Genomic DNA, 12,324 nt, shown 5'->3' with positions numbered 1-12,324 from the left:
GGGCGGCAACGACCAGACCAAAGGAACGCAAGATGAGACTGCAAGGAAAACGAACACTTGTGACCGGGGCCGCCTCCGGCTTTGGCAAGGGCATTGCCGAGACCTATATCCGCGAAGGTGCCAAGGTTGCCGTGGTCGATATGAACGAGGCTGGCGCGCGCGCCGTGGCCAAGGAACTGGGCGAGAATGCCATTGCCGTGACCTGCGATGTGTCCAAGGGCGATCAGGTTCAGGCGGCGGTTGACGCGACCGTCGCGGCCTTTGGTGGCCTCGACATCGTGGTTAACAATGCCGGTTGGACCAATGCCAACAGCCCGCTGATGGACACCGATGAGGCGACCTTTCGCAAGATCTACGATATCAACGTGTTGTCGATCTTTCATATGACCAAAACCTGCGTGCCGCTCTGGCGTGCCGCCGGGGGCGGGGTGATGATCAATGTCGGTTCAACTGCCGGGATCCGCCCGCGCCCCGGTCTGACATGGTATAACTCGTCCAAGGGTGCCGTTAACCTGATGACGCGCTCGCTGGCCGTGGAACTCGCCCCCGACAAGATCCGCGTCTGCTGCATCGCGCCAGTGATGGGCGCGACCGGTCTGCTGGAGCAGTTCATGGGCATGCCCGACACGCCCGAGAACCGCGCGCGCTTCATCTCCACGATCCCCATGGGCCGCCTCTCTGAAGCCCGCGACATCGCTAACGCAGCCCTCTACCTCGCCTCGGACGAGGCGGATTTCATAACTGGCGTCGTGCTTGAGGTTGACGGCGGGCGTACGATCTAAAGCGGTCTTCGGAAACAGGACGAAGACACGCGATTGGTCTATCGCTGCCCTTGGCCAAAGAACCCGTGCGCGGAATCAAGGCGCGGTACGCGCCGCCGCGCAGCGCCCGTCCGCCCCACCGGGCGGGCGCTTTTGCGACGTCACAACACACTGATAATGCGGATGTATTTGGCAAGCATAAAGTGACAGCCGACTGACGTGCAGCGCCCACCCGACAGACGGGCACCGCGCGGCTTACCGCACGGGACCAAGGTCCGCTTCAGGCCACCACCGGATGAATACACCGGCCCCAGTCCCTGCAAATCATGACAGACTGACGTGATCCGGCCCTCTTCTCATTTGGCCAGTTGCGGCACCCTCGCCCATTGCTTCGGCCCGCTGTTGTGAATCGAGGCCCCCTTGGTATCGACCGCCACAGTCACGGGCATGTCCTTGACCTCGATCTCGTAAATCGCCTCCATGCCAAGATCCTGATAGGCGACAGGCCGGGCACGCTTGATCGCCTTGGAGACCAGATAGGCCGCACCCCCGACAGCAATCAGATAGACCGCACCATGCTGGCGGATGACCTCGATGGCCGCAGGCCCGCGCTCGGCCTTGCCGATCATCACCTTGAGACCCGATGCTGCGAGCAGGGGACCCGTGAACTTGTCCATGCGGGTGGATGTTGTCGGGCCTGCCGGGCCGATCACCTCATCGCCAACGGCATCGACCGGGCCGACATAATAAATCGCGCGCCCCTTCAGATCGACGGGCAGCGGCTTGCCCTGATCCAGTTCCTCGAGCATCCGGCGATGGGCGGCGTCGCGCCCGGTATAGAGCCGACCAGACAAAAGCAGCGTATCGCCGGGGCTGAGCGAGGCCAGAACGCCATCGTCCAGCGCATCAAGATCAATCCGGCGCCCCGTGACGCCGCCCTCTTCCAGATCCGGCCAGAGTGACAGATCAGGTGGGGTAAACTCTGCCGCGCCGCTGCCATCCAGCGTGAAATGCACATGCCGGGTGGCGGCGCAATTGGGGATCAACGCCACCGGCAAGGACGCGGCATGGGTTGGAAAGCTGCGCAGCTTGACATCAAGCACGGTGATCAGACCGCCCAGCCCCTGCGCCCCGATGCCGAGCGCGTTGATCCGCTCATAGAGCTCCAGCCGCAGCGCCTCTTCGGCGGTTTGCGCGCCGCGCGCCTGTAGCTCGGTCATGTCGATGGGATCGTTCAGCGCCTGCTTGGCCATCGCCATCGCCTTGTCGACGCTGCCGCCCACACCCAGTCCGATCAGCCCGGGCGGGCACCATCCCGCCCCCAGTTTGGCAACCGTGTCCACCACCCAATCCGCCACCGAATCCGACGGGTTCAACACGGCGAATTTCGTCTTGTTCTCTGACCCGCCCCCCTTGGCCGAGACCGTGACAGACACTTTGTCACCCGCCACCAATTCGGTCTGGATCATCGCCGGGGTGTTGTCGCGCGTGTTGCGCCGCGCGCCCAGTGGGTCCGCGACAATCGAGGCGCGCAGCGGGTTGGCGGCAAAGGCATAGGCGCGTCGCGTCGCCTCGTCGATCATGTCCTGCGGCGCGTGGTGCCAGTCGATGGGGGCCTCAACGCCCACTTCGAGAATGACATTCACGCTGCCGGTGTCCTGACAGAGCGGTCGTTTGTCAAAGGCCGACATACGCGAATTGACCAGAATCTGCCGGATCGCATTGCGCGCGGATTGGCTTTCTTCCGTCTCATAGGCGCGGGCCATCGCGGTGACGAAATCCGGCGTATGGTAATATGAAATATATTGCAGCGCGTCCGCGACACTGTCGATCAGATCCGCCTCAGTGATTTTACCGCTCATGCCGCACCTCCCGCGCGCGCTAGGATCTGTTGCGCGCGTTTGACCACGGGCGCGTCGATCATCTGGCCATCCAGCTTGATGGCCGCTCCGGTTTCAGAGCATGCGGCCACAACACGTCGCGCCCAGTCCAATTCAGCCTCAGAAGGGGCAAACCCGCGCCGGGCCGGGGCAATCTGCGCGGGGTGAATGATCAGCTTGCCGCCAAACCCCATCTCGACGCTGTGCTGGCAATCGCTCAGGATTGCGGCCTCGTCATTGATGCCTTGGGTAACGCCGTCCCAAGGGGCCGGGCGATTGGCAAGGCGCGATGCCAGCACAAGCTCGGCGCGCGCGTGCAACAATGCCTCGCGGGTATGCGCGATCCCCAGATCAGCAGCATAATCAATCGAGCCAAAGGCAAGACGGGCACAGGCGCGCGCCACGCTCTCGGCGCGGCGCAACCCGAGGGCGGTTTCGATGAGGCCGATCACCGGCAGTCCCGTTTGCGCTGCGAGGACGGCGCAGGTCTCTGCGTCCTCCGCCTTGGGCAGGATCAGGCCATCAATCGCCAACCCGCCGAGAACCGCGACATCTTCGGCGTAAAACGCGCTGTCGGCGGCATTGAGGCGCACCAGCACCGGCACAGCGCCGGACCGACGCGCAGGAAGATCACGCAATGCCGCACGGGCGTTTGCCTTGTCCTCTTCGGCAACTGCATCTTCAAGGTCGAGCAGAATGGCATCCGCACCGGCGGCCTGCGCCTTGGCAAGGCGATCCAACCGGCTGGCGGGCAAAAAGAGGGGCAGGGCAATCTGACTGATGGGCATATCTGGTCCTGAAGCAATGAGAGAAATGGGAATGGCTCAGCCGTTAACGTCAGGCACCACCAAAGGGTCGAGCAGCACGCGCATGTTTTCGGGGATGGGCACTGGACGGCTCGTCTCGCGGTCGACATAGACATGCACAAAACGCCCCTGCGCCGCCGCAAGATCCGCCCCGGACCGAAAAATTGCCAACTCATAGGTGACGCTGCTTCTGCCGAGCCGCGCCACGCGTAATCCAACCTCAATGGCCTCGGGAAAGGCGATGGGGCTGAAGTAGTGGCATTCGCTGTGCGCAACCAATCCGGTCACCGTGCTGCGCCGGATGTCGAGCACGCCGCCCCGGATCAGGTATTCGTTCACCGCCGTGTCGAAGAATGAATAATAGGCCACGTTATTGACGTGCAAGTAAGCGTCATTGTCCATCCAGCGGGTGCTGATCGGGCAGAAATGCACATAGGCGACGCGGGGTTGTGGAACGGGGCGATTGCTCATGCTCGGGTCCGATTGTCTATACTCTCGCCGCTTTGGCTCGCGGACTCAGAGACAGACCACCATGGAACGCGCCCTCTGTCCAGTCGGGAACCTATCAGGTTTCACAATGACCGACCTCAACTGGCGCTCTGGCCTTCGGGCGCACCCCATCAGGAGAACGGGATGCGCCCGACCTTGATTACTGCAGCACCTCAGTCCAGATCTGCGATTGCAGATCGTTCACGTCCTGAGGGCAGGCTGGGCTGAACTTGCCCGCCGCCGCCAGTTCCGGCGCGACGACGATTTCCGGTGCTTCGCGCATCACGTCATCCATGAATTCCTCGGATCCGGTCACACCATTGGCGTAGCGCGCAAAGTTCGAGATCATCGCGGCATTTTCCGGCTCGAGAATGAAATTGATGAACTTCATCGCGTTTTCCGGGTTCTGGGCATCGGCCAGCACGGTCGCACTATCCATCCAGATCGGATAACCGGTTTTGGGATAGCCGTAGGCGAGATCAGCGTTTTGCAGCCGTGCCCGCATTGTCGCGCCGTTCCAGTAGATCCCGGCTGAGAAATCGCCGGCGACATGGGCATCGACCGTGCCGTAATCCAGCGCCTTCCAATGCGTCTTGGCCTCGACCAGAGTGTCACGCACCTTGCGCATCACCTCCATGTCAGTGGTGCAGGATTCTCCCCCGGCGTAGTAAATTGCAATGGCCATCACATCGGACATTTCGGGGATGACGTTGATCTTGCCCTTGAGCGCGTCCGGCGGGCTAAAGATCAGGCCTGCATCGTTGATGTCGCCATCATAGACGCTGGTATTCACGATCACGCCGGTCGTGCCCCATTGCCACGGAACCGAATATTCGCGACCGGGGTCGAAATCGACATCCACCCACTCGGGCGCGATATTGCCATGGTTGGTGACGACGGATTTGTCGAGCGGAACGATGAGGCCCTCTGAAATCCAAGTCTGCATGTAAGAGTTCGACGGCACGACAATGTCAAATCCATGGCCCCCCTGACGGATGCGGGCAAGGGCCGTGTCATTGCTGTCGTAGTCCGTCACATTGACCTTGATCCCGGTCTCTGCCTCGAACTTGGTCAGCAACTCGGGGTTGGTATAATTGCCCCAGTTATAGAGGTTCACTACACCTTCTGCGTTCGCGATGCCGGTGGTTGTTGATTGTCACTGAGAACTGACCCGGCATTTTCATCGAGATCTGACCCACCCAGTCGTTATGATCTGCTGATTATGATGGCGTCAATGCTGTTGCCTCCTTTCGCTTTTTCTTTGCCGTTTCGGAGCTGGCCTTGAAGCGGTAGCTGTCATTGCCGGTCTCGAGGATGTGGCAGCGATGAGTGAGACGATCGAGTAGCGCTGTGGTCATTTTGGCATCGCCAAAGACGCTGGCCCATTCACTGAAGCTCAGGTTGGTGGTGATGATGACGCTGGTGCGTTCATAGAGTTTGCTCAGAAGATGGAAGAGCAGCGCGCCACCAGAGGCGCTGAACGGCAGATATCCCAGCTCGTCCAGGATCACCAAGTCGGTCTTGACCAGCGCCTCGGCGATCTTCCCGGCCTTGCCGTGAGCCTTTTCCTGCTCCAGCGCGTTGACCAGTTCGACGGTTGAGAAGAAGCGCACGCGTTTACGATGATGCTCGATGGCCTGAATGCCGAGAGCCGTTGCAACGTGTGATTTCCCTGTCCCCGGACCTCCGATCAGCACCACATTCTCAGCCGCGTCCATAAACTCACAACGATGAAGTTGACGGACCAAGGCTTCACGGATCTCGCTGGCGGCAAAGTCGAAGCCAGAGAGGTCTTTATAGGCCGGAAAGCGCGCCGCCTTCATGTGATAGGCGATAGAGCGCACCTCGCGTTCGGCCATTTCCGCTTTGAGCAGTTGCGACAGGATCGGCATGGCGGCTTCAAATGCGGGCGATCCTTGCTCATGCAAATCCTGCACAGCCTGCGCCATGCCTGGCATCTTCAGGCTGCGCAACATGATGACGATGGCAGCACCTGCGGGATCATGACGCATCGCGCACTCCTTTCTGGGCGCGCAACCCATCATAGCGCGCGACGTTGGCCTCGGGCTCCTGGCTCAGCGACAAGGCGGCTGGAGGGTTCACGTCTGGCTGGTCAGTCAGCTTGCCATCCAGCAGCCTGTGGAGCAGATTCAGCACATGGGTTTTGGTCGGCACGCCGGCCTCTAACGCCAATTCCACTGCGCAGAGCACCGCCTGTTCATCGTGATGCAAGACCAGTGACAAGATATCGACCATCTCTCGATCTCCGCCGGGCTGTCGTAGCATCTTCGCCTGCAGCAAGCGGAAGGGTTCGGGCATTTCGACGAAGGGCGCGCCATTGCGCAGCGCCCCGGGTTTGCGCTGAACGACCGCCAGATAATGGCGCCAGTCATAGATGACGCGCCTTGGCTGACGATGGGATCGTTCAATGATCCGCTCATGCGTGCAGATCACATGCCCCTCGGCGACAACGACCAGACGTTCGGGGTAGATGCGCAGGCTCACCGGCCGGTTCGCAAAGCTGGCGGGCACGGAATAGCGGTTGCGATCGAAAGTGATCAGGCAGGTGGGCGATACGCGCTTTCTCTCTTCGACAAAGCCATCAAACATCGTGGGCAGGGGCATCAGGGCAGACTTCTCGACCCCCCAAACATCAGCAATGCTGCCAGGCAGTGCGCCATGTGCCGTCTCCGCCCACAGCAGCTTGCAACGGTCTTCCAGCCATTCATTCAGTGCAGCAAGGTCTGGGAAGACAGGAGCGACCTGCCAGAGGCGATGTCGGGCATCACGCACGCTCTTCTCAACCTGACCCTTCTCCCAACCAGCCGCCGGATTGCAGAACTCGGGATCGAAGACGTAGTGGCTGGTCATGACCAGGAACCGCGCATTCACATCGCGCTGTTTGCTGACGCCAACCCGGTCGACGGCTGTCTTCATGTTATCATAGATGCCGCGCCCAGGGACGCCTTCGAAGACGCGGAATGCATGCCAGTGGGCATCAAACAGCATCTCATGTGTTTGCAGCAGATAGGCCCGCACCAGAAACGCGCGGCTATGTGACAGCTTGATGTGGGCAACCTGCAGCTTGATGCGCTCACCGCCGATATAGGCCCAGTCCTCGCTCCAATCGAACTGGAAAGCCTCACCCGGCGCGAACACCAGTGGCACGAAAGTCCCGCGATCCGTCGTGTGATGCGCACGCTGCCGTTCACCCTTCCAGTCCCGCACGAAGGCCGCAACACGCTCGTAAGAACCGTCATATCCAAGCTTCACAAGATCGGCGTGCATCAGCTTCGCCGTTCGGCGTTCCTTGCGTGATTTGCGCTGATCAGTCGTCAGCCATGCTGTCAGATGCTTGGCAAAAGGGTCCAACTTGCTGGGGCGATCTGGCACCTGAAACGCAGGTTCAACAATCCCCTCCCGCAAATACTTCTTGATCGTGTTGCGAGACACGCCAGTCCGCCGCGCGATCTCGCGAATGGGCATCTTCTCTCGCAGCGCCCATCGCCGAATAACTTTCAAAAATCCCATGTCTATCACTCCATGCGCCCCCAGCTGATTCAAGCCGGGGCAAGGTTGCACATGGGTCAATTCTCAATGACAATTTCTGCTGTTGCCGGGTCAGTTCTCAGTGACAATCAACAGCCTGTGAATATCGGTTTTCTGACCGGCATTACCGCAAGCCGACCCTGATCCCGCCCCAAGCCTGTCGGCCACACCTTCGAAGACCTGAGGCTAGCTCTTTTGGTGTACATGCGGAAAGTGTGAGACGTGCTCGCTCAAACAAGTCGCACCTGTATCCAATCATCAGAATCGCCGAACACCCGACAGAACGCGCCAGAAGGCGATTTTGAGTTGTGCACATAATGCACAAGACGCCCATTAACTCGTTGAATTTACATACGAACCAGTCCAATCCATTACGGGGCAAGCTCAAAACCCTCTTTAAACGGCGGCTAATGTTGGCATTGCAGACATCAGTGCAGGGTGCAGCATTCGGTAGTTTGGGCTCAAACCGGGCCTTCGCTGTGCGATCCACGAAGGTCTGCTTCGGTCTCGACGGAAAGATCCGGTGTCATACCTGAAAGACCGATCTGTCATTTTTCATCCGAGACGCAACCTTCTGCCTCTGTTTGGCTGTTGCGCAGTGCATTCTGTCGCAAGGCATGGGCTTTCGGCAGCTTTGTGCGCGCACCCCGGTCGATAGTTCTGCCAGACCATGCAAGACCAGACCTTGCAAGAGAGGTGTCGCATGTCCTTTGCTTTTGACCACGAGGGCAGTTTCTATCAGCCGAGGCTGATTGCGGGGGCGCGCGCGTGGCAATCCGGCTGTGACCGAGAAAATCTTTGGTCCGGTTGCCACGTTCGAGAGTTTTGCGAGCGAAGAAGAGGCGATGGACCTTGCCCGTCACCCGACTTACGGTCTCTGTGCGGGGGTGTTCACGCGGGATTTGTCGCGGGCCATGCGGGTGACGCCGCGGCTGGAGGCCGGGACCGTCTGGATCAACCGCTATGGCCGTTCGCGCGGCCTATCTTGCCAATCGCCGAGTGAAATCGGTTCTGATCGACCTGTGACCTGCCAAGGAGGCTGACATGACGACCTATAATCTTGCCCTGATCCCCGGTGACGGCATCGGCGTTGACGTGACCGAGGCCGCGATGCGGGTCATGGTGGCGGCGGGTGCGCGCTTTGGCTTTGACCTCAAGACCGAAACCTTGCCGTGGTGCTGTGCCCATTACCACGAGACCGGGGCGATGATGCCCGAGAATGGCATTGCCTATCTGCGCGGCTTTGATGCGATCTATCTGGGGGCGGTTGGCTGGCCGCAGAGCGTGCCCGATGCAGTGTCGTTGCATGGTCTGTTGCTGCCCATCCGCAAGGCGTTCAACCAATATGCCAATATCCGACCGCACCGCCTTTTGGCGGGGGTCGAGGGGCCGTTGCGCACGGACGGCTTTGATATCCTGTGTATCCGCGAGAACACCGAAGGCGAATATGCCGGGGCCGGGGGCCGGGTGCATCACGGGATGCAGAATGAGGTGGCGGTCGAAACCTCGGTCTTTACCCGTGCCGGGGTGGAGCGCATCCTGCGGTTCGGATTCGAGCAGGCGCAGGCGCGGCGCAAGCACCTGACATCGGTCACGAAATCCAATGCGCAGAAATATTCGATGGTGTTCTGGGATGAGGTGACGCGCGAACTGGCCGCTGATTATCCTGATGTGACGGTCAGCCATATGCATATTGACGCAATGGCGGCCAAGATGGTGATGGCGCCGCAGGATCTGGATGTGGTCGTCGCCTCGAACCTCTTTGGCGATATTCTGACCGATCTGGGGGCGGCGATTCAGGGCGGGCTTGGTTTTGCGGCCTCGGCCAATATCAACCCGGACCGCAGCGCGCCTTCGATGTTCGAGCCGGTGCATGGATCAGCCCCGGACATTGCGGGCAAGAACATCGCCAATCCGATTGCCGCGATCTGGTCCGGGGTGATGATGCTGGAGCATCTGGGCGAGACGGCGGCGGCAGAGGCTGTTCTGACGGCTGTCGAGGCGGTCACGGGGCAGGGAATCGGCACGCGTCCCGGCAAGAACACGACGGAGGAGATCACGACAGCGGTGATGGCCGCATTGGAGGTCTGAGATCGGCGCGGCCCTGACAGAAAAATCAAAGAAGGGCTTGCACTCTGATGGCGCTGGGCGCGATTTAAGGGAATGTTTACCTAAATGCAGGGCCAGCACGCCGAATGGGTGATGGAACTGTGGCGGGATCCGCCTCTGTCGGTGATGGGCAGGTTCCGCTGCCCCCTGTGTGAAGCCAGCGAAGAAGGGCAGATGACGAGTCCTGCGTCCAAAAAACAGCCGCGAAGCCGCGACCCCGAGCGCACCAAGGCGCAACTGACCGAGTCGGCGATGCGTGAGTTTGCCGATCATGGGTTTCACGGCGCACGGGTGGACCGGATCACCCGGTCGGTGGGATGCAACCCCCGGCTGCTGTATCACTACTTTGGCAGCAAGGAAAAACTCTATGTCTCGGTGATCGAGTATATCTTTGAGGATATCCGGGCGCAGGAGCGGGAATTGGAGCTGTCGCGGCTGGAGCCCTTGGCCGCGATGCGCCGTTTGGTCGAATTTACCTATGATTTCTTCGACAGCAATCCCCTCTTCGTCAAGGTTCTCCGCAATGAGAACCTGTTGGAGGGGCGCTTCATCGTCGAGACCGAGGTGGTGCGGATCAGCTCTCAGCCGCTGATTGACGCGATCAGCCGGATCATCGCGCGGGGGCTGGCGCAGGGCGTGTTCCGGCATGGCTATGACGCGCTTCAGATCTATATCACCATTGTCGCGCTCAGCGCGCATCACCTCAACAACGGCCATACGTTGACCGCGATTTTCGGTGTTGACCTGCTCAGCCCCGAATGGCGTTCGAAGCGACGGGCGCATGCGGTGTCGCTTGTGCTCAACGCGCTGACGGGTGGCGAATCGCAGCAGGGCTGATGCGGCGATTTTGCCCCGAACCGGCCCGAGGCATTCGCCGAGCCAGCAGAGCACGCGCGTCCAGATTGCGCTATTTTTACCTGCGAGCGCCTTTGGGAGTGCTGAAAATTTAGGCGCTGCACGGCTAATTCATAAAATACTTACTTAACCATCTTCTCAGATGTCACCGCGAGCGATTTCGTGGGGCCATGAATATGACCTCAGACATATCCGCCCAGGCGATGCCCCTTTCCACGACGCCTCCGGCGTCGACAAGCGGTCCCGTCCATGCGCGCCCCGCCCTCGAGTTGCAGGACGCCTCTGTGGTGTTTGGCAGTGGGCCGCAGGCCGTGACGGCGCTGTCGCCCACGACCTTGCGGATGGACCGGGGCGATTTTCTGGCGCTCGTCGGTCCGTCGGGCTGTGGCAAATCCACGATTCTGCGGCTCGCGAGCAGCCTCATCCAGCCGTCTTCTGGCAATATCCTGTTGGGCGGACGCGAGGCGGCGGCCAAGGAATTGCGCATCGGCATGGCGTTCCAGAACCCGACCATGCTGCCGTGGTTGACCATCGAAAAGAACGTGATGTTGCCGCTCAAGATCGTTGAGCCGTTCAAGCGCAGTTTTCAGCGGGATCGCAAGGGGGCCTATCGCGACCGGGTTCATGCGCTCTTGGCGCAGGTGGGGCTCAAGGATTTTGCTGGGCATTTCCCATGGCAGTTGTCGGGCGGCATGTTGCAACGCGCGAACCTGTGTCGTGCGCTGATCCATGACCCTGATCTGCTCTTGCTGGACGAGCCGTTTGGCGCGCTGGACCAGTTCACGCGCGAAGAATTGTGGCAGATCCTTCAGGATCTCTATCTGGATCGCAAACCAACCGTGTTGCTGGTGACGCATGATCTGCGCGAGGCCGGGTTTCTGGCCCGCCGCATCTGCGTGATGAGTGCGCGGCCCGGGCGGGTCATCTCGGACAAGCCGGTGACCCTGCCACAGCCGCGCGACATCGGTGTGATCTACAGCCCCGAATTCGTCGAGATGACCCAAGGTCTGCGGGCGTTGATCGCCCAGATCCGCAAATGAACCCGCGCGTGGAAATGAGGTCATGCCATGACTGAAGCGACCAGAATACGGATGATGTCCCTGAGCCTGATCGTGGGGTTTTTCCTGATGTGGGAGGGGCTCTGCATCCTCCTGAATGTCTCGGACCTGATCCTGCCTCGACCCTCTGAAATCCTCGTGACCTTGTGGACCCGGTTTCCGGTGCTTTGGCCGCATATCCTTCAGACGCTTTATTCGACCCTGACCGGGTTCACACTGGGGGTGATCATCGGGGTCTCCATCGGGGTGATGATTGGCACCTCTCGCGTCGCTTACGGGGTTGCCTACCCGCTTTTGGTCGGGTTTTCCTCCATCCCCAAGGTCGCGGTGGTGCCGATCTTCGTGCTGTGGTTCGGGTCAGGCACGACCCCTGCCATTCTGACGGCAATGGTGATCTGCGTCTTTCCCATCGTGGTCAATATATCGACCGGCCTCGCCACGACCGAGCCGGATCTGGAAGACGTGCTCAAGACGCTGGGGGCCTCCAAGAGAGAAATCCTGTGGAATGTCGGATTGCCCCGCACGATGCCCTATTTCTTTGCCTCGCTGAAGGTCGCGATCACCCTGTCCTTTGTGGGCGCGGTGTTGTCCGAGACCGTTGCGTCGAACCGGGGCATCGGCAACGTGATGATGACCGCCTCCTCGAATTTTCAGGTGTCGCTTGTGTTTGCCGGGCTGATCGTTCTCGCCCTGATGGGGGTCGCTCTCTATGCGTTCTTCTCTTTTCTCGAAAGCCGGGTCACCGGCTGGGCCACACGCGGCACTGACATTGCCGTCACCTGAAAAACGCCTGTCATACACCCTGCGAAAGAAGGAA

The 12,324-nt window shown here is 60.3% G+C and carries 12 protein-coding genes; 6 read left to right on the top strand and 6 right to left on the bottom strand.

Annotated elements, in window-relative coordinates; genetic code table 11:
- Positions 1–32 precede the first annotated feature (32 nt).
- The gene (locus ROS217_RS02410; RefSeq protein WP_040650303.1) at positions 33–782 is read left to right on the top strand and encodes an SDR family oxidoreductase; all 750 of its coding nucleotides are present in this window, start codon (positions 33–35) and stop codon (positions 780–782) included.
- A 335-nt stretch (positions 783–1,117) separates the two neighbouring features.
- Here the strand turns inward: ROS217_RS02410 and ROS217_RS02405 are convergent, their stop codons facing one another.
- From ROS217_RS02405 to istA, 6 genes are all read right to left on the bottom strand, one after another.
- Entirely contained in the window at positions 1,118–2,623 is a 1,506-nt protein-coding gene (locus tag ROS217_RS02405) for a fumarate hydratase (protein ID WP_009816057.1), read from the bottom strand.
- Entirely contained in the window at positions 2,620–3,429 is an 810-nt protein-coding gene (locus ROS217_RS02400; protein ID WP_009816056.1) for an HpcH/HpaI aldolase/citrate lyase family protein, read from the bottom strand. Before ROS217_RS02400 ends, ROS217_RS02405 begins: the two co-directional genes overlap by 4 nt.
- A gap of 36 nt (positions 3,430–3,465) precedes the next feature.
- On the bottom strand, positions 3,466–3,918 hold the full coding sequence (locus ROS217_RS02395) for an acyl-CoA thioesterase (RefSeq protein ID WP_009816055.1): 453 nt from the start codon (positions 3,916–3,918) through the stop codon (positions 3,466–3,468).
- Positions 3,919–4,096: 178 nt separating this feature from the next.
- Entirely contained in the window at positions 4,097–5,053 is a 957-nt protein-coding gene (locus ROS217_RS02390) for an ABC transporter substrate-binding protein (RefSeq protein WP_009816054.1), read from the bottom strand.
- 103 nt (positions 5,054–5,156) lie between these two features.
- On the bottom strand, positions 5,157–5,948 hold the full coding sequence (gene istB / locus ROS217_RS02385) for an IS21-like element helper ATPase IstB (protein WP_009816053.1): 792 nt from the start codon (positions 5,946–5,948) through the stop codon (positions 5,157–5,159).
- On the bottom strand, positions 5,938–7,467 hold the full coding sequence (istA, locus tag ROS217_RS02380; RefSeq protein WP_050766362.1) for an IS21 family transposase: 1,530 nt from the start codon (positions 7,465–7,467) through the stop codon (positions 5,938–5,940). Before istA ends, istB begins: the two co-directional genes overlap by 11 nt.
- Positions 7,468–8,267: 800 nt before the next feature.
- Between istA and ROS217_RS02375 the strand changes: the two genes are divergently transcribed.
- The 5 genes from ROS217_RS02375 to ROS217_RS02355 all read left to right on the top strand — a co-directional run bounded on the left by ROS217_RS02375 (position 8,268) and on the right by ROS217_RS02355 (position 12,290).
- Positions 8,268–8,528, top strand: coding sequence for an aldehyde dehydrogenase family protein (locus tag ROS217_RS02375; RefSeq protein ID WP_254656365.1), 261 nt, complete (start codon positions 8,268–8,270; stop codon positions 8,526–8,528).
- A gap of 1 nt (position 8,529) precedes the next feature.
- Entirely contained in the window at positions 8,530–9,576 is a 1,047-nt protein-coding gene (locus ROS217_RS02370) for a tartrate dehydrogenase (protein WP_009816050.1), read from the top strand.
- A gap of 84 nt (positions 9,577–9,660) precedes the next feature.
- Positions 9,661–10,431, top strand: coding sequence for a TetR/AcrR family transcriptional regulator (locus ROS217_RS02365; protein ID WP_009816049.1), 771 nt, complete (start codon positions 9,661–9,663; stop codon positions 10,429–10,431).
- 188 nt (positions 10,432–10,619) lie between these two features.
- Positions 10,620–11,489, top strand: coding sequence for an ABC transporter ATP-binding protein (locus ROS217_RS02360; RefSeq protein WP_009816048.1), 870 nt, complete (start codon positions 10,620–10,622; stop codon positions 11,487–11,489).
- Between the two features lie 27 nt (positions 11,490–11,516).
- On the top strand, positions 11,517–12,290 hold the full coding sequence (locus ROS217_RS02355; RefSeq protein WP_050766361.1) for an ABC transporter permease: 774 nt from the start codon (positions 11,517–11,519) through the stop codon (positions 12,288–12,290).
- Positions 12,291–12,324: the final 34 nt, after the last annotated feature.

It is taken from the genome of Roseovarius sp. 217, assembly GCF_000152845.1.
In the GTDB taxonomy this organism is placed as follows: Bacteria; Pseudomonadota; Alphaproteobacteria; order Rhodobacterales; family Rhodobacteraceae; genus Roseovarius.
This window is presented reverse-complemented; position numbering and strand designations above follow the sequence as displayed.